This is a genomic window from Amycolatopsis sp. NPDC049691 (genome assembly GCF_040675005.1).
Lineage (GTDB): Bacteria > Actinomycetota > Actinomycetes > Mycobacteriales > Pseudonocardiaceae > Amycolatopsis.
Genome location: NZ_JBFANX010000015.1, coordinates 1 through 25,251 on the forward strand (window position 1 = coordinate 1; position 25,251 = coordinate 25,251).

At 73.9% G+C, this 25,251-nt stretch carries 6 protein-coding genes; 2 read left to right on the plus strand and 4 right to left on the minus strand.

Translation table 11 applies throughout. The features are described from left to right. Window positions 1-51: 51 nt before the first annotated feature. The gene (locus AB0J40_RS29950) at window positions 52-204 is read right to left on the minus strand and encodes a hypothetical protein (RefSeq protein WP_364459251.1); all 153 of its coding nucleotides are present in this window, start codon (window positions 202-204) and stop codon (window positions 52-54) included. 2 nt (window positions 205-206) lie between these two features. Then, window positions 207-2,792 carry a LuxR C-terminal-related transcriptional regulator gene (locus tag AB0J40_RS29955; RefSeq protein WP_364459253.1) on the minus strand — a complete coding sequence of 862 codons (2,586 nt, stop codon included), beginning with the start codon at window positions 2,790-2,792 and terminating at the stop codon, window positions 207-209. 163 nt (window positions 2,793-2,955) lie between these two features. On the opposite strand from AB0J40_RS29955, the gene AB0J40_RS29960 reads away from it, so the two are divergent. Together AB0J40_RS29960 and AB0J40_RS29965 are read left to right on the plus strand one after the other, a co-directional pair. After that, window positions 2,956-3,723 carry an alpha/beta fold hydrolase gene (locus tag AB0J40_RS29960; RefSeq protein WP_364459256.1) on the plus strand — a complete coding sequence of 256 codons (768 nt, stop codon included), beginning with the start codon at window positions 2,956-2,958 and terminating at the stop codon, window positions 3,721-3,723. A 125-nt stretch (window positions 3,724-3,848) separates the two neighbouring features. Then, a complete protein-coding gene (locus tag AB0J40_RS29965; RefSeq protein WP_364459259.1) occupies window positions 3,849-4,115 on the plus strand; it encodes a hypothetical protein in 267 nt (88 codons plus the stop codon). A 162-nt stretch (window positions 4,116-4,277) separates the two neighbouring features. Here AB0J40_RS29965 and AB0J40_RS29970 read toward each other — a convergent pair whose 3' ends face one another. Further along, a complete protein-coding gene (locus AB0J40_RS29970; protein ID WP_364459261.1) occupies window positions 4,278-9,557 on the minus strand; it encodes a type I polyketide synthase in 5,280 nt (1,759 codons plus the stop codon). Continuing rightward, window positions 9,554-25,231, minus strand: coding sequence for a type I polyketide synthase (locus AB0J40_RS29975; RefSeq protein ID WP_364459263.1), 15,678 nt, complete (start codon window positions 25,229-25,231; stop codon window positions 9,554-9,556). Before AB0J40_RS29975 ends, AB0J40_RS29970 begins: the two co-directional genes overlap by 4 nt. Between the last annotated feature and the right edge of the window lie 20 nt (window positions 25,232-25,251).

Consider the following 25,251-nt stretch of genomic DNA (forward strand, 5'->3'; position numbering starts at 1 on the left):
GAAGGCCACCCCGGTTCCCCGGGGTGGCCTTCGCGCGTTTCCGGTCCGCCGTCAGCCCGGTGCCGGGCCGAGCTTGCGGTACACCGTCTCCAGCAGGCCCGCCGCGTCCGCCGCCGTGATGCCCAGCTTCTCCGCGATCGCCTCGATCGCCGTCGCGTCCGCGGCCAGCTCGGCGACCTTCAGCTCGGTTTCGGTGAGCAGCACGGTCACTGCGCGCTTTCGGCGTTGTCGAACTCGCCGGCCAGCGCGGCCCGGCCCGCGACGCCCAGCTTGCGGTACACGCGGGTCAGGTGCTGCTCCACCGTGCTCACCGTGATGTACAGCGACTCCGCGATCTGCCGGTTGGTCCGGCCCGCCACGGCCAGCTCCACCACCCTCAGCTCCGCCTCACTCAGCACGGACGCCGACGGCGAGACCGGCTCCGGGCGCCCCGCCGGGCGCGGGACCGGCGGCCGGGCCCGACCCTGACGTGGCACGTGCACCGCTTTCACCAGGCTCCCGGCGCGTTCCGCCCGCTGGCTCAGGTGGTTGATCGTGCGCATCGTCTTCGCCAGCTCGAGCCGGTCGCCGGACGCCTTGAACTCTTCCGCCGCCCGGTTCAGCAGCCCCGGGCGCGCCGCCGCGTCGCCCGCCAAGGCCAGCACCCGCAGCGCCGACCCGCGCGTGTATGCGTCGGCCGGGCCGGCCAGCGACTGCTTGGCCAGTTCGACGGCGACGGCGGTGTTGCCCAGCCGCAGGTTCGCGTCCGCGAGGTCGGCCTGCCAGGGCAGCACGGCCGGCAGCTCCAGGTCCTGCTCCTGCAGGATGCGACGGCACTGCCGCAGATCGCTCACGGCCGCGAGGCCGCGGTTGGTCGCCAGGTGGAAGTGACCGCGCGCCCGCAGGTACCGGACACCACCGAGGGTCCCCCACGCCGCGTCCGGCAGCGGGTGCCGCAGCACCGCCGCCGCGTTCTTGAACGCGCCCGAAGCGGTGTAGGCGATCAGCAGCGTGGCCAGCGGGTAGCTGATCGCGACGCCCCAGTTCGGCGCGTCCAGCGTGCCCAGCGCCCGGGTGCCGAGGTCCACCGCACCCGTGACGTCACCGCGGCGCAGCAGCAGGCTCGCGCCGATCGCGTCGAGCATCGCCTTCCACGTGATCGCGCCCCGGTACTCGGCTTCCTCGCTGAGCGACGTGCACCAGCCCTCCGCGCGGTCGGCCTTGTCGTCGTAGGCCAGCGCGAGGATCGCCGTGGACAGCGCTTCCAGCGAGGTGTCGGAAAGCCGGCAGTTCTGCAGGATCCGTTCCGCGCACGCCGAAGTCGTCTCGGTACCCCCGGTGTGCCAAACCGCGGCCAGTGAGGTCGCCGTCTGCAGCCAGGGATCGCCCGGTTCGGCCGTCGTCGTCGAGACGCCGTAGTGCCAGTGGCCGGCCAGGACGAGTTCCGCGCAGGTGCGCGGGTCGAGCGGTTCGCTGTCGTGTTCGAGCGCGGCGAACGAGCGCTCGAAGGTGTCGCGATCGCCGAGCCACAGCGACTGCCGCGCCAGCCCGATCCGGTCGGACCGGTCCAGCGAGCCCGCTTCGCGCAGCGACCGCAGGTGCGGTGCGGCGGCGGCCGGGTTGACGCGCCAGGTGATCTTGGCCAGCAGCTGGGAGATGGTCTGCTGCTCCCACCGCGCCGTCGAGACCGACGACGCGAGCTTCAGGCAGCGGGTGGCGAAGTCGATGTCGTCGCCGAGCATCACCTGCTCCGCGGCCGCGACCAGCACCGGCAGCGCCCAGTCGGCCGTCGCCTCGCCCGCCGCGACCAGGTGCCGGGCGACCTCGGCGGGGCTCAGCCCGCGGGCGTGCTTGACCTCGGCGGCCCGGACGTGCAGCCGGGCCTTCTCCGGCCCGCGCAGCCCGCCCACGACCGCCGCGGCGGCCGGCGGCCGGAACCGGACGCCGGCGACCAGGCCCGCGTCGGCGAGCCGCCCGGTGGACGCCTCGGCCTCCAGCGGGTCGACCCCGGCGACGATGGCCACGGCCTCGGTGGTGACGTCGCTGTCCAGCACCGCGATCGCCGTCGCGACCTCGCGCAGCGGCGAGCCGTAGCGGTGCAGCAGCCGCTGGACGGCTTCGGAGTACGCCGAGCCGGTGTCCGCGCTGTCGCGGTGGGCGTCGACCAGCGCGCGGACCAGCAGCGGGTTCCCGGCGCTCAGCTCGTGGATCCGCTCGGGCAGCCCGTCGTCCGGCACCAGCTCCGCGATGGCCTGTACCGACAGCGGCGTCAGCTCGACGTGCCGGTGCGGCAGCGAGGTGAACGGCGAGTCGGCGTACGAGCCGTCGGCGTGGTTGAGGACCAGCAGCAGCGCGGCGGACGGCGCCCGGCGCTGCAGGCGCAGCAGGAGCCGCGCCGAGGTCTCGTCCACGTGGTGGAGGTCGTCGACGGCGACCAGCACCGCGCGTTCGCGGGCCAGCCGGTGGATCGCGCTGCACAGCCCGGCGATCCGCTCGTCGGTGTTCCCGCCGTCGCCGCCGGCCGGGTGCCCGGTCAGCGACGGCGGCAGCAGCGGGCTCGCCAGCAACTGGTCGATCACGCCGCCGTCCACGTCCCGTTCGTCGGCGGCACCGGTGGCGGTGAGCGTGACGATGCCCAGTTCCTTCGCCCGCACCACCACCTGGTGCTGCAAGTGTGTCTTCCCGCTGGCCGGTCCCCCACCGACCAGCACCGTCTCTCCCACGCCGGCATCGCAGTCGATCAGCAGGCCCTCGAGAAAACCCAAGGCCCCCTGCGGATTTTCGCGGCGGTTCTGCCCCCAGATCGCGCCCATCGCAAGCTCCTCGAAGCAGGCGGTTGTCTTCCTGCCCCCACAACGTTCGCAGCAGGCGCCTAAGCAGGGCCAACAGCGATCTAAAGTCACCCAACGGAGTGAATTGGACACAGGTTCGGTAGGGGTTGCCAGAGCGCGGAAAGGCCCGAACACTTCGGAAACTGTGACTGCCCTGAACGAAAGAACGAGCCGGTGGATCCGGCGCTTCCACGCGGCCGACGACGCCGCCGTGCGGCTGGTCTGCCTGCCGCACGCGGGCGGGTCGGCGACGGCGTACTTCCCGTTCTCGCGCGCGGCCGCCCAAACCGGGCTGGACGCGGACGTCGTCGCCGTCCAGTACCCCGGCCGCCAGGACCGCCTCGGCGAACCCTGCTACGACGACGTCGGCGCGATGGCCGACGCGATCGCCGACGACCTCGGCCCGTGGTTCGACCGCCCGGTGGCGCTCTTCGGCCACAGCATGGGCGCGACGCTCGGCTACGAGGTCGCCCGCCGCCTCGAAGCGCGGGGCGCCAAGCCGCTGGGCCTGTTCGCCTCGGCTTGCCGGGCGCCGTCGGCCCAGCGGATCGAGTACGTCCACCAGCGCGACGACGACGGCCTGATCGCGGCGCTCAAGGAGCTCAGCGGCACCGACAGCGCCGTGCTCGGCGACGACGAGCTCCTGCGCATGGTGCTGCCGTCGATCCGCGGCGACTACACCGCGGTGGAGACCTACCGGCACCGCCCGGGACGTGAGCTGGAGTGCCCGATCCACGTGCTGGTGGGCGACGACGACCCGGTGACCGACCTGGCCGAGGCGGACGCGTGGCGGGCCCACACGACCGGCGAGTGCGTCGTGGAGGTGTTCCCGGGCGGGCACTTCTACCTGCACGCGCAGCTGGCGGGCGTGCTGGCCAGTGTCAAGGCCCGGCTGGGTGACTGGGGCCCCTGACCCGTGCCCTTAGGGGATGGGGAAACCCCAGCCGGAGATCAGGTGCCGACCCCATGGTCGGCCGGGCGCCGGTCCGCGAAACTGGGTACATCGAGAAAACGACCCGCCCCTCGGAGGTAGTCATGATGACGATCCAGACCGTTCCCGGTGTCACCCAGCGGATGCTCCCCAACGGCCACCTCCGGCTCAGCTGCCGCACCACGAGCCGCCAGATCGAGTGCGAGCCCGTGGCGGCGGCGATGTGGATCGCGCTGAAGCAGCACAACGGGGACATCGACCGGGCCAGCGCGGTGCTGGCGGCGCTGTGGGAGACCGACGTCGAGGACACCCGCTACGACATGGTGCTGCTGGCGGGCTCGCTGTGCTCGCTGGGGCTGCTCGCCGAGGTCTGATCGCCGCTTTCGAGGCGGTGCACGGTTCGGGTCGCCGTGCACCGCCTTTTTCGTGCCCGGAAACCGGTCACCCACGACCTGCCGCGCACGCAAAAGGACCGCTTCCGACGCCATTGGCGGAAGCGGTCCTGGTGTCCCGGCCGGGGGAGTCGGCCGGGAAGCTCAGCCCTGCGACTCCAGTTCTTCGTCGAGCATCGCGAACAGCTCGTCCGCGCCCGCTTCCTCGAGTTCGCGGTCCGCCGGGGAGAACGTCGCCACCAGCTCACGCAGGCGGGCCACCACCGAAGCGCGCTCGTCGGAATCCAGCGACCGCAGCTCGGCCTCCAGGTCCGTCAACCGGACCTCCACCGCCGACGGCGGGTCGGCCAGGCCGGCACCCAGGAACTCCGCCAGCGCCGAAGCCGACGGGTGGTCGAAGATCAGCGTCGCCGGCAAGCGTTGCCCCGTCACCGATTCCAGGCGGTTGCGCAGCTCGATCGCCGTCAGGGAGTCGAAGCCCAGCTCGATGAAGCCCTTGCGCGGGTCGACCGCGTCACGGCGTTCGTGGCCGAGTACCACCGCCGCCGTGCCGCACACCAGGTCCAGCACCGCGCGGCCGCGCTCCGCGGCCGGCCGGGCCACGATCCGGGCCCACGAGTCGTCCGCGGCCTCCGCGCGGCGACGACCGCCGCGGACCAGGCCGCGCAGCATCGCCGGGACGCTGTGCGCGTCCGCGCGCAGGCCCGACATGTCCAGCCGGACCGGCACCAGTGACGGCTCCGACGTCCCGAAAGTGGCGTCGAACAACGAAAGCCCGTCGTCGAACGACAAGCCGAACACGCCCGAGCGCGCCATCCGGATCAGGTCCGTCTCCGCCAGCTCGTTCGACATGCCGCCCTCGGACCACAGGCCCCACGCCAGCGACACCGCGTGCCGCCCGGTGGCGGCCCGGTGGTGGGCCAGCGCGTCGAGGAAGACGTTCGCCGCCGAGTAGTTCGCCTGCCCGGCCGCGCCGAGGGTGCCGCCGGCCGACGAGTACAGGACGAACGGGATGTCCAGGTCGGCGGTCAGCTCATGGAGGTTCCACGCCGCGTCCACCTTCGGCCGCAGCACCGCGTCCATCCGCTCCGGTGTCAGCGCCAGCAGGACGCCGTCGTCGACGACACCCGCCGTGTGCACGACCGCCGCCGGCTCGATGCCGGCGAGCAGCTCGGCCGCCGCGTCGCGGTCGGCGAGATCGCACGCCGCCAGGGAAACCTGGGCCCCCAAGGAAGTCAGCGACGCGACCAGCTCGCCGGCCCCCGGTGCCGCGGCACCACGACGGCTCGTGAGCAGCAGGTTCTTGACGCCGTGGTCGGTCACCAGGTGCCGGGCGATCAGCTGCCCCAGCACGCCGGTGCCGCCGGTGACCAGCACCGTTCCCTCGGGATCCAGGCGGCCCACGCCGGGCGTGGGCACGAACTTGGCCAGCCGGTGCACCAGCACCGCGCCGTCGCGCACCGCGACCCCGGGCTCGTCGGCGTACATCGCCCCGAGCACCGTGTCCAGCGGCAGGTCACCGCCGTCGACGTCGACCACCATGAACCGGTCGGGGTACTCCAGCTGCGCCGTCCGGATCACGCCCCACAAGGCGGCGTGCGTCAGGTCGTCGACGCCCTCGTCCGGTCGCGTCCCGATCGCCCGCTGCGCCACGACGACCAGCCTCGACGAGGCCAACGTCTCCTCGCCGACCCAGGCCTGGGCCAGGGCCAGCAGCCGGTGCGTGGCTGCTCGAGCCGCGGACGGCGACGCCGTCGACGGCGCCACGAACGGCGCGAACACCACGTCCGGCCGCACGCCGTCGGCGACCAGCGCCGCGAGGTCCACATAGGACTTGCCCGGCAACCCGAACCCGGTTCCGAGCACCGCCGACGAGACACCCGGAACGGCGTCGCCCGCGAACGGCTGCCACTCGACGCAAAAGAGCGAGTCGTCGACCGCCGAGCGCGTGCCCCGGAACGCGTCCGCCGCGATCGGCCGCAGCGACAGCGATTCGACGCTCAGCACCGGCGAGCCCGCGGTGTCCGTCGCGGTCAGCGACACGGTGTTCTCGACGTCCGAGGAAATCACGACCCGCAGATCCGACGCGCCGGCGGCGTGCAGTGCCACGCCCGACCACGCGAACGGCAGCACCGGCTTGTCCTCGGTCGGCCCGGCGAGGCCGATCGTTTGCAGTGCCGCGTCGAGCAGGGCCGGGTGCAGGCCGAACGCCGAAGCGTCGGTGCCCTCCGGCAGGGAAACCTCGGCGGCGAGGCGGTCGCCCGCCTGCCACACGCGGCGCAGCCCGGCGAACACCGGGCCGTAGTCGAAGCCCTGCGCGGCCAGTTCGTCGTACCGAGCGGTGACGTCGATTTCGGTCGCTCCCGCGGGCGGCCACTCGGCCCCCGCAGCCGGAGCGGAAGCGGCGGCGGACAGCCGGCCGCTGCCGTGCTGCACCCATTCCGAAGCGTCCTCGGCCTGCGAATAGATCGCCAGAGAGCGCTGCTCCGATTCGAGAGCACCGACGACGACCTGCAGCCGGACCGCCCCGTCGGCGGGCACGATCAGCGGCGCGGCCAGGGTCAGCTCGTCGAGCCGCCCGCAGCCGACCTCGTCGCCCGCGCGGATCGCCAGCTCGACGAACGCCGTGCCGGGGAACAGCATCGAGCCCTGCACGACGTGATCGGCCAGCCACGGCTGGGTCCGCGCCGAAAGCCGGCCCGTCAGCACCGCACCGCCCGATTCGGCCGCGACGACGACGGCGCCCAGCAGCGGGTGCCCGGCGTCGCGCTGCCCGACCTCGGCGACGCCGCGGACGCGGGCCCCGGTCGGGTTCTCCAGCCAGTAGCGCTTGCGCTGGAACGCATAGGTCGGCAGTTCGACCGGCGCGCCGCCGGCGTAGAACGCCGAGAAGTCCACAGTGGACCCGGCGACGAACAGCGCGGCCACCGCGGCGGCCGCCGACTCGCCTTCGGGCCGGTCCTTGCGCAGCACCGGGACGAACGTCGCCCGGTCGTCGTCGCCGAGGCACGTCTGGCCCATCGCGGTGAGCACCGCCGACGGGCCGACCTCGACGAACGTCGTGACCCCGGCGTCGAGCAGCGTGCGGATGCCGTCGGCGAACCGGACGGCGTCGCGGACCTGGCTCACCCAGTACTCCGGGGAGGTCAGGTCGGCGTCCGGCGAAACCGTCGAGACGATCGGGATCGACGGCTCGGCGAAGGTCAGGTTCCGGGCGATGAAGGCGAAGTCGGCCAGCATCGGCTCCATCAGCGCCGAGTGGAACGCGTGCGACACCTTCAGCCGCGAGGTCTTCTCGAACTTCGAAGCCACGGCCAGCACCGCGTCCTCGTCGCCGGACAGCACCACCGACGCCGGCCCGTTGACGGCCGCGATCGACACGCCGTCGGTCAGCAGCGGCAGGACATCGGCCTCGGCCGCCGCCACGGCGACCATCGCGCCTCCGGTGGGCAAGGCCTGCATCAGCCGCGCCCGGGCGGTCACCAGCGTGCACGCGTCTTCGAGCGAAAGGATCCCGGCGACGTGCGCCGCGGCCAGCTCGCCGATCGAGTGCCCCAGCAGGTAGTCCGGCGTGACGCCCCACGACTCGAGCAGCCGGAACACCGCGACCTCGACGGCGAACAGCGCGGGCTGCGTGTACCCGGTGTCGCCGGAGCCCAGGACGGTCCGCAGCGGCACGTCGAGGTGCTTGTCCAGTTCGGCGGCCACGACGTCGAAGGCCTCGGCGAACACCGGGTAGGCCGCCGCCAGCTCCACGCCCATCTCGGCGCGCTGCGCGCCCTGGCCGGTGAACAGGAACGCCGTGCGCCCGGCGGAAACCACACCCTCGACGACCCCCGCGGGCGTCCGGCCGGCCGCGTACTCGGTGAGCGCGCGGATCGCGGCGGCCCGGTCGGCGGCCACGACGCCGGCGCGGTGCTCGGCCGGCGTCCGGGTGGTCGCCAGCGAGAAACCGACGTCCACAATGGACACCTCACCGACGGCCAAGGCGAGCTTGCCCGCCTGCGCCCGCAGTGCTTCCGGGTCGTTCGCGGACAGCAGCCAGGTCACCGGCCCGTCATCCGAAGAACGGGTCACCGGGTCGCCCTGCTCGACGATCACGTGCGCGTTGGTCCCGCTGATGCCGAACGACGACACCCCGGCACGGCGCGGCCGCCCGGTCTCCGGCCACGGCTTCGGCTCGCTGAGCAGCGAGACGGTGTCGGTCCACTCGACGTGCGGCGACGGCTCGTCGGCGTGCAGCGTGCGAGGGAGTACGCCGCGCCGCAGCGCCTCCACCATCTTGATGACGCCGCCGACACCGGCCGCGGCCTGTGTGTGGCCGACGTTCGACTTGAACGACCCGACGTGCAACGGCCGCTCGGCGGTGGCCGCCTTGCCGTAGGTGGCGATCAGTGCCTGGGCCTCGATCGGGTCGCCGAGCTTGGTGCCGGTACCGTGCGCTTCGACGGCGTCCACATCGGACAGCTTGAGCCCGGCGTCGGCCAGCGCCGCGCGGATCACCCGCTGCTGCGCCGGCCCGTTCGGGACGGTGATGCCGCTGGACGCGCCGTCGGAGTTGACCGCGCTGCCGCGCAGCACGGCCAGGACGTGGTGGCCGTTGCGGCGCGCGTCGGAAAGCCGTTCCAGCAGCAGCATCCCGGCACCTTCGGAGCAGCCGACGCCGTCGGCGCCGCTGCCGAACGCCTTGCACCGGCCGTCCGGCGCGAGGCCCTGCTGCTCGCTGAAGTAGACGAACATGTCCGGCGTCACCATCACCGTGACGCCGCCGGCCAGGGCCAGCGAGCACTCACCGCGGCGCAGCGCCTGGGCCGCCCAGTGCAGGGCGACCAGCGACGACGAGCACGCCGTGTCCACCGACACCGACGGGCCTTCCAGCCCGAGGGTGTAGGAGATGCGGCCGGAGATGAGACTGCCGTCGCTGCTGCCGGCGCCGTAGTCGTGGTACATCACCCCGGCGAAGACGCCGGTCTTGCTGCCCCGCAACGTCGACGGCACGATCCCGGCGCGTTCCACGGCCTCCCACGCGGTTTCCAGCACGATCCGCTGCTGCGGGTCGAGCGTGCGGGCCTCGCGCGGGGAGATGCCGAAGAACTCCGGCTCGAAGTCGGCGGCGTCGTAGAGGAAGCCGCCTTCCTTCGAGTACGTCGTGCCGGGCCGCCCGGCGGGGTCGAAGAGCGCCGCGGTGTCCCAGCCGCGGTCCTCGGGGAACTCGCCGACGGCGTCGGTGCCGCCGTCGACGAGGTCCCACAGCTGCGCGGGCGTGGTGACCCCGCCGGGGTACCGGCAGCCCATCCCGATGATGGCGATCGGCTCGCTCATCGCCGCGGTGAGCTTCTGGTTGTCCGCCTTGAGCCGCTCGTTGTCCATCATGGACTGGCGCAGCGCGGCGACGATCTGCTCGGTGGACGGCGCGGTGGTCACTTGGACTCCTCTGTCTGGGTGCCCGCCATCGCGGACTTGACCAGGTCGGCCAGGTCCATGCCGGCGATGGCGGCCACTTCGTCGGTTCCGTTGGCCTCGGCCACTTCTTCGACCGGCTCGCCGAGTTCCGGCAGCAGCTCGCCGAGGAGGAACCGGGTCAGCGGCAGCGGGCTCGGGTAGTCGAAGATCAGCGTCGCCGGCAGGCGCAGCCCGCAGGCCGCCCCGAGCCGGTTGCGCAGTTCGAGCGCGGCCAGCGAGTCGATGCCCAGGTCGGTGAAGCCCTTCTCGACGCCGACCGCCGAAGCGTCGTCGTAGCCGAGGACGGCCGCCGCGTTTTCGCAGACCAGCTGCAGCAACGCGGCTTCCCGCTCGTCGGCCGACATCCCGGTCAGCTTGTCCGCGAAGCCCGCCTCGGGTGCCGCGGTCACCGGACCCGCCGCCGCGGCGGCCCGCCGCGGGCCGGCCGTGACCAGGCCGCGCAGGAGCGGCGCGATCCGGTCGGCCTCCCGCAGGTCGGCCAGCTTCACCGGCACCAGCGTCGGTTCGCCGGCCGCGAGCGCGGCGTCGAAGAGCGCGAGGCCGTCGGTGACGGCCAGCTCCGCGACCCCGTACCGGGCGACGTGCGTCAGGTCGACGGCGTCGCCGCTGCCTTCCCACGGACCCCAGGCCAGCGACGTCGCCGGGAGGCCCAGCGCCGTGCGGTGCTCGGCCAGCGCGTCGAGGAAGACGTTGCCCGCCGCGTAGTTCGCCTGCCCGGCGGCGAGCAGCAGGCCGCCCGCCGACGAGTAGAGGACGAACGCCTTCAGGTCCAGCGAAGCGGTCAGCTCGTGCAGGTGCCAGGCCGGGTCCACCTTGGGGCGCAGGACGTTTTCGACCTGCTGCGGGGTCAGCGCGGTCAGCACCGCGCTGTCCATCTGCCCGGCGGCGTGCACGACGGCGGTGAGGTCGGGCAGCGACTCGATCAGGCTGGCCAGCTCGGCCCGGTCGGTGACGTCGCAGGCCGCGACCGTCACCGAGGCACCCAGCTCCTCGACCAGCTCACGGGCACCCGGTGCGTCGAGGCCCCGACGGCTGGTGAGCACCAGCTTCCGGGCCCCGCGAGCGACGAGGTGCCGCGCGAGGTGGCCGCCGAGCAGGCCGGCGCCACCGGTGATGAGCACCGTGCCGTCGCCGTCCCACTCGACCGGGTCGCCGACCGTCGTGACCCTCGCCAGCCGCGGCACGCGCACCTCGCCGACCCGGACGATCGCTTCCGGCTCACCGGAGGCGACCACCGCGGGCAGGGCCCGCAACGACTGGGGCAGGTCGTCGACGTCGACCACCTGGACCCGGCCGGGGTACTCCGCCTGCGCGGCCCGCACCAGGCCCCAGACCGGCGCCTGAGCGAGGTCCGGGTTCTCGGCGACGGCGCTCCGCGTGACGACCAGGAGCTTGCCGTCGGACGGGCCGTCGAGCCAGGACTGCAGCTGCCTCAGCGTCGCCTGGACGGTCGCGTGGACCCTCGCCGGCACGTCTCCCTCAGCGGAGGTCACCGGCAGGACGAGGACGTCCGCGGCCACCGGGTCGGTGTGCGTCGGGACGCCGAGGCCGAGGTCGTCGGCGCCGAGCACGGCCCAGCCCTCGAGGGACTTGACCAGCCGGACCCCGGCGGCCGGCTGCCAGTCGATGCGGTGGAGCGAGTCGGGCACCTTGGCACCCAGCTGGCCCTCCGACACCGGCCGCGTCACCAGCGACTCGATCCGCGCGACCGGTGTACCGGCCGCGTCCGCGAGGGCCAGCGAGGCGTCCTTGCCTTCCTTGCGGACGTGCACCCGTAGCGTCGTGGCCCCGGAGGCGTGCAGCGAGACCTGGTTCCAGGCGAACGGGATCGTCGTCTCGGTCAGTGCCTTCGGACCGCCGGGGACGAGGAAGTCCGTCGCGCCCAGCGCCGAGTCGAGCAGACCCGGGTGCAGCCCGAAGTCCTTGGCCTCGGTGCCCTCGGGCAACGCCACCTCGGCGAAGACCTCCCCGTCGCGCAGCCACACCGCACGCAGGTTCCGGAACACCGGGCCGTAGCCGAAGCCGAGCCCGGCCAGGTCGTCGTAGAGCCCGGTGAGGTCGACGGCTTCGGCCTGCTCCGGCGGCCACACCGAGAGGTCGAACTCCGCCGGCTGGGCACCGGTGGCCAGCGTGCCCGCCGCGTGCTGCGTCCACCCGCTTTCGCCGCGGGAGTGCACCGAAAGCTCGCGACGGCCGTCCGCACCGGGAGCGCCGACGACGACGCGGATGTCGACGCCGCCCTCCTCGGGCAGCAGCAGCGGGGCCTGCTGGGTCAGCTCCTCCAGGAGGTCGCAGCCGACCTGGTCGGCGGCGTGCAGGGCCAGCTCGACGTACGCCGTGCCCGGCAGCATCGTCCGGCCCAGCACCACGTGGTCGGCCAGCCAGGTCTGCTTGTCGGCCGCGAGCCGCCCGGTGAGCACCGCGCCGCCGTCGGGCAGCTCCACCAGCGCGCCCAGCAGCGGGTGCGCGGCGGACTTGGCGCCCAGCGAGTCGACGTCGCCCGCCGGCTTCGTCGCGTTGAGCCAGTACTCCTTGTTCTGGAACGCATACGTCGGCAGGTCCACTGTGGACGCGCCGCGGCCGGCGAACAGGGCCCGCCAGTCGATCTTCGCGCCCCGCGAGTACACCGTGGCCAGCGCCGTGAACAGCGTCGGGACCTCGGCCCGGCCCCGGCGCAGCGCGGGCACGCCCACGACGCGGTCGGGCCGGTCGGCGACGGAGGTGTCGCACTCGCGGGCCATGCCGGTCAGGACCGCGTCCGGGCCCAGCTCGACGAACCGGGTGACGCCGGCCGAGAGCAGCGTGCCGACGCCGTCGGCGAAGCGCACGGCCTCGCGGACGTGGTTGACCCAGTACTCGGGCGAGCAGAGCTGCTCGGCGGTGGCGACCCGGCCGGTCACGTTGGAGACGACCGGGATCGCCGGGGCCGAATAGGTCAGCTTCTCCGCCACCACGGCGAAGTCGTCCAGCATCGGCTCCATCAGTGACGAGTGGAACGCGTGCGAGACCACCAGCTGCTTCACGCGCCGTCCGGTCTCCTTGAAGACCGCCATCGCGGCCTTGACCGCGCCCTCGGGGCCCGAGACGACCACCGACCGCGGGCCGTTGACCGCGGCGACGTCGACGCCGGCCGGGAGCGCGGCGCGCACCTCGTCCTCGGTGGCGGCGATGGCCGCCATGGCTCCGCCCGAAGGCAGTGCCTGCATGAGCCGTCCTCGGGCGGCGACCAGGGCACAGGCGTCGGCCAGCGAGAGCACCCCGGCGACGTGCGCCGCGGCCAGCTCACCGATCGAGTGCCCGGCGACGTAGTCGGGCGTGAGGCCCCACGACTCCACCAGGCGGTAGAGCGCGACCTCGATCGCGAACAGCGCGCACTGCGTGTACGCCGTCTGGTTGAGCAGCTCGCTGCCGTCCCAGATGACGTCCTTGAGCGGGACGTCGGTGTCGAACAGCCCGCAGGCCTCGTCGAACGCGCCGGCGAAGACCGGGAAGGCCTCGTACAGCTCACGGCCCATGCCCGGCTGCTGCGCGCCCTGGCCGGTGAAGAGGAACGCGGTCAGGTCGGCCGCGCTGGTCGTGCCGGTCACCGTGCCCGCCGGGGTCCCGCCGGTCGCGAGCCCGTCGAGGGCCTTCAGCGCGGAGTCGCGGTTCGCCGCCAGGACCACCGAGCGGTGGTCGAGCGCGGCCCGGCCGGTCGCCAGGGAGTAGCCGACGTCGGTCAGGTCCAGCTCCGGGTTCGACCGGATCCACGCCGCCATCCGGGCGGCCTGGTCGGCCAGTGCCGCGGCGGTCGCGCCGGCGATCGGCAGCGGCACCGACGCCAGCGGAGGCGCCGTGCGGCGCGGGCGTTCCACAGTGGACGGAGGCGCCTCCTCGATGATGATGTGCGCGTTCGTCCCGCTGATGCCGAAGGACGAGACGCCCGCACGGCGCGGGCGGCCGTTCGGCAGCCAGGGCCGGGCCTCGCTCAGCAGCTCGATGTCGCCGGTGGTCCAGTCGACGACCGGGGACGGCGCGTCGATGTGCAGCGACTTCGGCAGCATGTTGTGCCGCATGGCCTGGACGACCTTGATGACGCCCGCCGCACCGCCGGAGGCCTGCGCGTGGCCGATGTTGGACTTCACCGAGCCCAGGTAGAGCGGGTGCCCTTCGGGACGGTCCTGGCCGTAGGTGGCCAGCAGCGCCTGCGCCTCGATCGGATCACCCAGCTTGGTGCCCGAACCGTGCGCCTCGACCGCGTCCACTTCGGACGGCGTCAGCCCGCCGGCCGCGAGGGCCGCGTGGATCACGCGTTCCTGCGACGGACCGTTAGGCGCGGTGAGGCCGTTGGACGCGCCGTCCTGGTTGACCGCGCTGGAGCGGACCACGGCGAGGACCTCGTGACCGTTGCGCTGGGCGTCGGACAGCCGCTCCAGCAAGAGGAGGCCCGCACCCTCGGCCCAGCCGACGCCGTCGGACGCCGCGGAGAAGGACTTCGACCGGCCGTTGGGCGAAAGCACGCCTTGGCGGCTCGAGTCGACGAACAGGTCCGGCTGCGAGAGCAGCGTGACGCCGCCGGCCAGGGCCAGCCCGCACTCCCCCGCCCGCAGCGCCTGCACCGCGAGGTGCAGCGTGACCAGCGAAGACGAGCACGCGGTGTCGACCGTCATGCAGGGGCCTTCCAGCCCCAGCAGGTAGGAGATGCGGCCGGAGACGACCGCGCCCGAGCTGCCGTTGGGGATGTAGGCGGCGACGTCGGCGGGCGCGCCGGGGACGCGGCTGCCGTAGTCGTCGTACATGGCGCCGGTGAAGACGCCGGTCATGCTGCCGCGCAGCGCGGTCGGGTCGATGCCGGCCCGCTCGATGGCCTCCCACGCCGTTTCCAGCAGGAGCCGCTGCTGCGGGTCCATGGCCAGCGCCTCGCGCGGGCCGATGCCGAAGAACGCCGGGTCGAACTCCGTGCCGTGGTGGAGGAAGCCGCCTTCGCGGGCGTAGGTCTTGCCCCGCTTGCCGCGCTCGGGGTCGTAGATGCTGTCGATGTCCCAGCCGCGGTTGGTCGGGAACTCCGACACGGCGTCGACCTCGTCGACCAGCAGCTGCCACAGGTCCTCCGGCGACCGGACGCCACCGGGGTACCGGCAGGCCATGCCGACGATCGCGATCGGTTCCTGCATCGACGCGTTGGTCCGGGTCGTGGTCGCCGGGACCTTCGCGACCGCGCCGAGCAGCTTGCCCTTGACGAAGTCCGCCACCGCCTTGGCGGTCGGGTGGTCGAAGATCAGCGTCGCGGGCAGGGTCAGGCCGGTCGCGGTGCCGAGCAGGTTGCGCAGCTCGACCGCGGCCAGTGAGTCGAAGCCCAGCTCCTTGAACGCCCGTGCTCCGTCCACTTCGGACTTATCGGTGTAGCCGAGCACGGTCGCCACCTGCGTGCGGACGATGTCCAGCAGCACGCGGTCACGCTCGTTGTCGGCCAGCGCGGCCAGTTCCGCGGCGAGGGCGTTGTCGGCCGCCTTCGCCGCCTTGGCGGTCCGGCGGGCCTTGGCCGGGACGAACCCGCGCAGCAACGCGGGCAGGTCGTCGGTGCGGGCCCGCAGCGCCGCGACGTCGATCCGCAGCGGGGCGATCACGGCGTCGGCGGTCGCGGTCGCGGCGTCGAACAGCGCGAGCCCCTGTTCCGCGGTGACCGCGGGCAGGCCGAGCCGCGCCATCCGGGCGAGGTCCGCCTCGGCGAGTTCGCCGCCGAGGCCGGTGTTCTCGGCCCACAGTCCCCACGCCAGCGCCGTCGCCGGCTGACCGGCGGCCCGCCGGTGCGCGGCCAGGCCGTCGAGGAACGCGTTGGCGGCGGCGTAGTTCGCCTGGCCCGCGGGCAGCACCTGGCCGCCGGCGGAGGAGAACAGCACGAACGCGGCCAGGTCACCGGCCAGCTCGTGCAGGTGCCAGGCGGCGTCGACCTTCGACCGCAGGACCGAGTCGAGCCGGTCGGCGGTCAGCGAGTCGAAGACGCCGCTGTCGGCGGTGCCCGCCGCGTGCACCACGGCGGTCAGGTTGTCGATCGTGCCGAGCACGCTCTCGACCTGGGCGCGTTCGGTGACGTCGCACGCGGCGACCCGCACCCGGGCCCCGAGGTCCTTGAGGTCCTCGACCAGCTGCCGGGCGCCCGGCGCGCCGATCCCGCGGCGGCTGGTGAGCACCAGGTCGGTGACCCCGTGCTCGGCCACCAGGTAGCGGGCCAGCAGGCTGCCGAGCCCGCCGGTGCCCCCGGTGATCAGCACGGCTCCGGTGCCCCACGGCGAAGCGTCGCCGGCCTCGGTCTTGGCGTACCGCGGCACGACCACCGCACCGGCGCGGATCGCGGCCTCCGGCTCCCCGGCGGCGACGACCGCCGCGATCGTCCCGGCCGTGGTAGCCGCGTCGGCGTCGACGATGAACACCCGGCCCGGGTGCTCGGCCTGGGCACCGCGCGCCAGGCCCCACAGCAGGCCCTGCGTCACGTCCACAACGGACTCACCGGCCGGGACCGCGTCCTGAGTCACGACCGCCAGCTTCGTCACGGCGAACCGCGAGTCGGCCAGCCAGGCCTGCAGCTCGGCGAGCAGCCAAGCGGCGTTGGCCCGGGCGGTCTCCGGGACGTCGCCGGTGCGCTCGGGCACGCTCAGCGTGAGCAGGCCCGGCACCGGCTCTCCGCGGTCGATCGCGGCGGCGAGGTCGGCGAAACCGGCGTAGGTGGCAGCCACCCCGACCCGGCCGCGGCCCACGGCCACGACCTCGGCGTCGGACTGCGGCACGGAAACCGGCTGCCAGGCGATCTTCAGCAGCGATCCGTCCACTTCGGACGACGCGGCCAGTTCCCGGCGGACCGGGCGCGAGACCAGCGAGTCGATGGTCGCGACCGGGCGGCCGTCGCTGTCGGCCACCTCGATGGCCGACACTTCGTCGCCGTTCAGCCGCTCGATCCGCACCCGCAGCACCGAAGCGCCGGCGGCGTGCAGCGTGACGCCGTTCCAGACGAACGGCAGCAGCGTCGCCCCGCCCGGGTCGCCGAGGAGGTCGGCGTGCATCGCGATGTCGAGCAGCGCCGGGTGCAGGCCGTAGAGGTTCGCCGTCGACGCCGCCGGTTCCGGCAGCGCGACCTCGGCGAACACCTCGGTGCCCCGCTTCCAGGCGGCCGTGAGCCCCTGGAACGACGGGCCGTAGCCGTACCCGCGCTCTTCGAGCAGGTCGTAGGCACCCTCGACGACGATGGGGGTCGCCCCGGCCGGCGGCCATTCGGTGAGCCCGGCGGGCTCCGGCCGCGGCGCCGCGGACAGCGTGCCGATCGCGTGCTGGGTCCACTCGTCGCCGTCGGCCGGCCGCGAGAAGACCGTGATCGGGCGCCGGTCGCCGTCGGCCGGGCCGACCACGACCTGCAGCGCGACGGCGCCGTCCGGCGGCAGGACGAGCGGCGCCTGCAGCGTCAGCTCTTCGACCGTCGAGTGCCCGACCTGGTCGCCGGCCGCGATGGCCAGCTCGACGAACCCGGTGCCGGGCACCAGGATCGCGCCCTTGACGACGTGGTCGGCCACCCACGGCACCGACCCGGCGGACAGCCGGCCGGTGAGCACCGTGGTGTCCGAACCGGACAGCGGCACCACCGCGCCGAGCATCGGGTGCGGCAGCGGCTGCTGGCCGACCGCCGTCACGTCGCCGGACGGCGTCGCGTCGAGCCAGTAACGCTTGTGCTGGAAGGCATAGGTCGGCAGGTCGAGCCGGATCGGGCCGTCGCCGAGCACCTTGCCCAGGCCGGCGGCCCCACGGGCGTGGAGCCGGCCCAGCGCGGCCAGCGCGGTGCGCACCTCGTCCCGGTCGCGGCGGCCGAAGGGCACGAACGCGGCGTCCGGGTCGATCTGGCGGCCGAGCGCGGTCAGCACGCTGTCCGGCCCCAGCTCGAGGAACGTCCGCACGCCGTCGGCGGCCAGCGCCGTCACCACGTCGGCGAAGCGGACGGCTTCGCGGACGTGCGTGACCCAGTACTCGGGCGAGGTCAGGTCCGCGTCCGGCGAAACCGTGGAGAAGACCGGGATCTTCGGTTCGTGGAACGTCAGCCCGGCGGCGATCTCGCGGAACTCGTCGAGCATCGGGGCCATCAGCGGCGAGTGGAACGCGTGGCTCACGCGCAGCCGGCGCGTCCGGACGTCGGTCGCGCGCTCGATGCGGGAAACGACGTCCGCGACACCGGAGACGACGACCGACGCGGGTCCGTTGACGGCCGCGATGCTGACCTCGTCCTCGTGCCCGCGGATCAGCTCCCGCGCGGCCTCTTCGGTGGTGGCGAGGGAGACCATCGCGCCCGGCGGCGTGCTCAGCGCCCCCATCAGCCGGCCGCGGGCGGCGACCAGCTTCGCCGCGTCGGCGAGGGAAAGCACCCCGGCGACGTGCGCCGCGGCCAGCTCGCCGATCGAGTGGCCGGCGAGCGCGTCGGGGACGATCCCCCACGACTCGGCGAGCCGGAACAGCGCGACCTCGACCGCGAACAACGCGGTCTGGGTGTACTGCGTCTGGTCGAGCAGGCCGCGGTCGGCGAGCGCGGTCGTGCCGAAGACGACGTCGCGCAGCGGCACGTCGAGCAGCGGGTCGATCGCGGCGCAGACGGCGTCGAACGCCTCCGCGAAGACGGGGTAGGCCGCCGACAGCTCGGCGCCCATCCCGACCCGCTGCGCACCCTGCCCGGAGAACAGGAACGCGAGCTTGCCCTCGGTGACCGGCTCGCTGCCCTGCTCGCCGGTGGCCAGCGCATCGAGGCCGGCAGCCAGCTCGGCCGTGGTCCCGGCGACGACCACCGCGCGGTGCTCCAACGCGGCGCGGGTCGAGACGAGCGACCGCGCCAGCTCGGCGACTCCGACGTCCTCGTGGTCGGCGAGGTACTCGCGCAGGCGGGCGGCCTGGCCGCGCACGGCGGCCGCGGACCGGCCGGACAGCGCGACCGGGACGACGGCTTCCGGCTGCGGTTCGGCGGGCTGCTCGACCACGGCGTCGGCCGGGGCCTGCTCGATGATCACGTGCGCGTTGGTGCCGCTGATGCCGAAGGACGAGACCGCGGCGCGGCGCGGGTGGCCGTTCGGCGCCCAGTCCTGCGCTTCGGTCAGCAGGCGCACCGCACCCGTGTCCCAATCGACCACAGTGGACGGACGATCGACGTGCAGGGTCCGCGGCAGCTGCTCGTTGCGCAGCGCCATGACCATCTTGATGATGCCGGCGACCCCGGCCGCGGCCTGGGTGTGGCCGATGTTGGACTTGATCGAGCCCAGCCACAGCGGCTGGTCCTCGGCGCGGTCCTGCCCGTAGGTCGCGAGCAGCGCTTGGGCCTCGATCGGGTCACCCAGCGTGGTACCGGTGCCGTGACCCTCGACCGCGTCCACTTCGGACGGCTGGAGACCCGCGTCGGCCAGTGCCTTCGCGATCACGCGCTGCTGCGACGGGCCGTTCGGGGCGGTGAGGCCGTTGGACGCGCCGTCGTGGTTGACCGCGGAGCCCTTGAGCAGCGCGAGAACCGGGTGGCCGTTGCGCTGGGCGTCCGACAGCCGTTCGACGAGCAGCATGCCCGCGCCCTCGCCCCAGCCGGTGCCGTCGGCCGCGTCGGCGAACGAGCGGCAGCGGCCGTCGGCGGAGAGACCGCGCTGGCGGCTGAAGTCGACGAAGGTGTCCGGAGTGGACATCACGGTGACCCCGCCGGCCAGGGCGAGCGTGCACTCGCCGCGGCGCAGCGCTTGGACCGCCCAGTGCAGGGCAACCAGCGACGACGAGCAAGCCGTGTCGACGGTGACCGTCGGACCCTCCAGGCCGAGCGCGTAGGACACGCGGCCGGAGACGACGCTGGCGAGGCTGCCGTTGCCGAGATAGCCCGCGATGTCGTCGGACACGGTGCCGAGGCGGGTGCCCCAGTCGTGGTACATGACGCCGGCGAACACGCCGGTCGCGCTGCCGCGCAACGAAACCGGGTCGATGCCGGCCCGCTCGAACGCCTCCCACGACACCTCCAGCAGCAGCCGCTGCTGCGGGTCCATCGCGGCCGCCTCGCGCGGGCTGATCTCGAAGAAGTCGGCGTCGAACTCGGCGGCGTCGTGCAGGAAGGCGCCGTGCTTGACGTAGCTGTGGCCGGGCTTGCCGGGCTCGGGGTCGTAGAGGGCGTCGACGTTCCAGCCGCGGTCGGCCGGGAACGGCGTGAGCGCCTCTTCGCCACCCGCGACGAGCCGCCACAGGTCCTCCGGCGTCGCGACGCCGCCCGGGTAGCGGCAGGCGATGCCGACGATGGCGATCGGCTCCTCCGGGTCGGCCGTGGTCACCGGCGCGACCGGCTTGACCGGGGCCAGGCCGCCGAGCCGCGTGACGAGGTACTCGGCCAGCGCCCGCGGGGTCGGGTGGTCGAAGACGAGCGTGGCGGGCAGCCGCATGCCGGTGACCGAGTCGAGGATGTTGCGCAGCTCGACCGCGGCGAGGGAGTCGAAGCCGATCTCGCCGAACGGGCGGGCCGGGCTGATCGCGCTCGGGCCGTCGTGGCCGAGCACGGCCGCGACGTGCGTGCGGACCAGGTCGAGCACCGCGCGGTCGCGGTCGGCCTCCGACAGCGCGGCGAACCGCTCGGCGAACTGCCGCTCCGGGGTGAGCTCCCCCGCGACCGCGGCGATGCGGCGCCGGTTCGCGGGGACGAGGCCGCGCAGCAGCGCCGGGACGTCCTCGCGGGCGCTCAGCGCGGCGCGGTCGACGCGGGTCGGCACGACCGCGGCCGCCCCCGAGGCGACCGCGACATCCAGCGCGGCCAGGCTTTCGGCCGCGGTCAGCGGGGCGAGGCCCAGCCGCCCGATCCGGCCCAGGTCCTTTTCGGACAGTCCGGCGCTCATGCCGAGCGCGGCACCGCCGTCGGTCCACAGCCCCCAGGCCAGCGACGTCGCCGGGAGGCCCTGCTCACGGCGGTGCTCGGCGAGCGCGTCGAGGAAGGTGTTGCCGGCGGCGTAGTTCGCCTGGCCCGCGCCGTCGACCAGGCCGGCCGAGGAGGAGAACAGGACGAACGCGGCCAGGTCCTTCGTCAGCTCGTGCAGTGCCCAGGCCGCGTCGACCTTCGGCGCGAGGACCGCGTCGAGGCGCTCCTCGGTGAGCGAGCCGATCAGGGCATCGTCGAGGACGCCGGCGGTGTGGACGACGGCGGTCAGCTTTTCGATCTTCTTCAGCGCGGCCGCCAGCGACCGCTTCTTCGTGACGTCACAGGCGATGACCTGCACCGTCGCGTTCGCCTCCAGTTCGGCGACCAGCTCGGCCGCACCAGGGGCGTCGGCGCCGCGGCGGCTGAGCAGCACCAGGTGCCGGACGCCGTGCGTGGTGACGAGGTGCCGCGCGACCTGCGCGCCGAGGCCGCCGGTGCCGCCGGTGACCAGCACGGTGCCGTCCGGCTGCCAGGCGGGCGCGTCGGTGTGCAGGCGGACGAGCCGCGGGGCCAGCACCCGGTCGCCGTCGACGCGCAGTTCGGGCTCACCGGAAGCGAGCGCCGTGGCCAGCGTCGCGTCGGTGGTCTCGCCCTCGACCAGGACGATCCGGCCCGGGTGCTCGGCCTGCGCCGAGCGCACCAGCCCGCGCACCGCGGAGTCGGCCAGCGTGCCACGCGTCTGCAGCACGAGCTTGGCCGAGGTGACCTCGGCGAGGAACGACTGGAGGATCTCCAGGACGCGGTGAGCGGTCTGGCGAGCGGCGGCGGGAACCCGTCCGCGTTCGCCCGGCACACTCACGAGCCGCACCTCACCCGGATCCGCGGCCGAGGCCACGACCGGCGTCCATTCGACGGTGTGCAGCAGGTCCTGGGCCCGGGGGCCGAGGTCGGCGCCGCTGACCGGGCGGGAGCGGAACGACTCCACCGACAGCACGGGCGCACCCGCGGCGTCGGTGACGTCGATCGAGACCCCGCCGGTGGCGGGCGAGGTGATCCGCACCCGCACCTCGGCCGCGCCGGAGGCGTGCAGCCGCACGCCGGTCCAAGCGAACGGCAGGCGGATCTCGTCGGCCTCGCGGGCCTCGCCCGGGGCGAAGTCGGTGGCGTGCAGGACGGCGTCGAGCAGCGCCGGGTGGATCCCGAAGTCGTCGTCCCGTTCGGGCAGCGCGACTTCGGCGAAGACGACGTCACCGCGCTTCCACGCCGTGCGCAGGCCCCGGAACAGCGGGCCGTAGCCGTAGCCCTGAGCGGCCAGTTCGTCGTACAGCTCGCTCGTCGCGACGACCTCGGCGCCGGACGGCGGCCACTCGGTCAGCGGAGCGGGCTCGCCGGCCGCGGCCTCGGCCAGCACGCCGGTGGCGTGCCGGGTCCAGGCGACGTCCTGCTCGGCGCGCGAGTAGAACTCGATGGTGCGGCGGCCGTCCTCGACCGGGCCGACCACGGCCTGCACCTCGACCCCGCGCCCCTCCGGGACGGCCAGGGGTGCCTGCAGGGTCAGCTCGTCGACGACGTCGCAGCCCGCGCGCCCGGCGGCGTGCAGGGCCATCTCGACGAACGCCGTGCCGGGCAGCAGGGCCGTGCCGGCGATGGTGTGGTCGGCCAGCCACGGGTGCGAGCGCAGGCCGATGCGGCCGGTGAGGACCAGGCCGTCGTGGTCGGCCAGGCCGATCTCGGCGGCCAGCAGCGGGTGGCCGGAGGCGAGCTGGCCGAAGTCGGCGGCGTCGCCGCGGCCGGGCGCGGTGAGCCAGAAGTGCTTGCGCTGGAAGGCGTACGTCGGCAGGTCGACGACGTTCGCCGGGCCGAAGAACGCGGTCCAGTCGATCGCCACGCCGCGGGTGTGCAGCCGGCCGAGCGCGCCGGCCAGGGTCGTGACCTCGGCGTGGCCGCGGCGCTGCGCGGGCAGGAACGCGATGTCCGAGCCGTGCGGACCGGTCGCGGCGAGCGCCGCGAGAACGGCGTCCGGGCCGACCTCGATCGCGGTGGTGACGCCGGCCGCGGCGAGCGCGGCGACGCCGTCGGCGAACCGCACGGCCCGCCGCACGTGGTAGAGCCAGTAGCCGGGCGAGCACAGCTCTTCGGTCGTCGCCAGGCGGCCGGTGACGTTCGAGATCACCGGGATCTTCGGCGCCGCGAACTCGACGACCTCCAGGACTTCCCGGAAGTCGGCGAGCATCGGCTCCATCAGCGGCGAGTGGAACGCGTGCGACACGCGCAGCTCGCTCGTCTTGCGGCCCTGCGCCCGGAACACCTCGGCGACGGCGTCGACCTCGGCGCGCTCACCGGACACGACGACCGACGTGGGCCCGTTGATCGCGGCGATGCTGACGCCGTCGGTGAGCAGCGGGGCGACCTCGTCCTCGGTCGCGGCGATCGCGACCATGGCCCCACCCTCGGGCAGCGCCTGCATGAGCCGGCCGCGCGCGGCGACGACCAGGCACGCGTCCTCCAGGGACCAGACGCCGGCGATGTGCGCGGCTGCCAGCTCACCGATCGAGTGGCCGAGCAGGACGTCCGGCTTGACGCCCCACGACTCCAGCAGCCGCGCAAGAGCGACCTCGACCGCGAAGAGCGTGCACTGCGCGTACTGGGTGCCGTTCAGCTCCTCGGCGTCGTCGCCGAAGAGGACGTCCCGCAGCGGGCGGTCCATCTGGACGTCGAGGTGGTCGATGGCCTCGTCGAAGACCTCGGCGAAGACCGGGTACGCGAGGTACAGCTCCTTGCCCATGGCGAGCCGCTGCGAGCCCTGGCCGGTGAACAGCATCGCGAGCTTGCCCGGCGTGCGGGTGCCGGTGACGACCGACGCGTCCGGCTCCCCTGCGGCGAGCGCGCGCAGGCCGCGGACAGCGTCCTCAGTGGACTCGGCGACGACGACCGCACGGTGGTCGTGCGCGGCGCGCGTACCGGCCAGCGAGAAGCCGACCTCGGTCAGGTCCGCCGACTCCACAGTGGACACGAGCTTCCCGGCCTGCGCCCGCAGGGCTTCTTCGCTGCGGGCGGAGACGACGAGCGGGACCACCGGCAGCGGCTCGGTCGTGCCGTCGACGTCCGCGGTCGCGGGCGCCTGCTCGATGATGACGTGGGCGTTGGTACCGCTGACGCCGAACGACGACACACCCGCGCGGCGCGGACGCTCGACCTCCGGCCACTCCCGGGCCTCGGTCAGCAGCTCGACCGCGCCCGCGGTCCAGTCGACGTGCGGGGTCGGCGCGTCGACGTGCAGGGTCTTGGGCAGCCGGCCGCGGCGGATCGCCTCGACCATCTTGATCACGCCGGCCACGCCGGCGGCGGCCTGCGTGTGGCCGATGTTGGACTTGATCGAGCCCAGCAGAAGCGGCGTCTCGCGCTCCTGGCCGTAGGCGGCGAGCAGGGCCTGGGCCTCGATCGGGTCGCCGAGCCGGGTGCCGGTGCCGTGCGCCTCGACGGCGTCCACTTCGGACGGCGTGAGGCGGGCGTCGGCGAGCGCGCGGTGAATCACGCGCTGCTGCGACGGGCCGTTGGGGGCGGTGAGGCCGTTGGACGCGCCGTCGGAGTTGATGGCGGTACCGCGGACGACGGCGAGCACGGTGTGCCCGTTCGCGACCGCGTCGGACAGCCGTTCCAGGATCAGGACACCGACGCCTTCGGCGAACCCGGTGCCGTCGGCCGCCGCGGCGAACGCCTTGCAGCGGCCGTCTTCGGCGAGGCCGCGCTGGCGGCTGAACGCGGTGAACGTGCCGGGGCCGCCCATGACGGCGACCCCGCCGGCGAGCGCGAGCTGCGTCTCGCCGCGGCGCAGGGCCTGCACGGCGAGGTGCAGCGCGACGAGCGAGCCGGAGCACGCGGTGTCGACGGTCAGCGTCGGGCCTTCGAGGCCGAGCGCGTAGGCGACGCGGCCGGAGACGACGCTCGGCGCGTTACCGGTGAGCAGGTAGCCGTCGAGGCCGTCCGGAGCCTCGTGCAGGCGCGGGCCGTACTCCTGGGCCTCGGCGCCGATGAAGACGCCGGCGGGCGTGCCGCGCAGCGTCGTCGGATCGATCTTGGCGCGCTCCAGGGCTTCCCACGCCGTCTCGAGGACCAGGCGCTGCTGCGGGTCCATCGCGGACGCCTCGCGCGGCGCGATGCCGAAGAAGTCCGCGTCGAACTCGCCCGCGTCGGGCAGGAAGCCACCGGAGGTGACGTAGCTGCTGCCCGGCCGGTCGGGGTCCGGGTCGTAGAGGCCGTCGAGGTCCCAGCCGCGGTCGGTCGGGAACCCGGTGATGGTGTGCACCTCGTCTTCGACCAGCCGCCAGAGGTCCTCGGGCGAGGCGGTCCCACCGGGGTAGCGGCAGCCGATGCCGACGATCGCGACCGGCTCGTCGTGGTCACCCGCGGTCGGGAGTCCACTGTGGACGACGTCGGCCCCGAACACCGCCGCGTGCAGGAAGCGCGCGACGGCGGCCGGGGTCGGGTGGTCGAAGGCCAGGGTGACCGGCAGGTCGAGCCCGGTGGCGTCGGTGAGCCGCGCGTGCAGCTCCACCGCCGCCAGCGAGTCGAACCCGTGGTCGGAGAACGCCTTTTCCGGGTCGAGCACCGCCGGGACGTCCGGGCGCGCCGCCAGCAGCGCGGCCCGGGTGGCGTCGAGGACGACGTCGGCCAGGAATGCCGCGCGGTCACCGGCGGGCAGTTCGGTCAGCCGCTCCGCGAACCCGGACGCCCGATTCGATTCGGTCTCAAACTCACGCATTCCGCACTCCACCGCTGTAG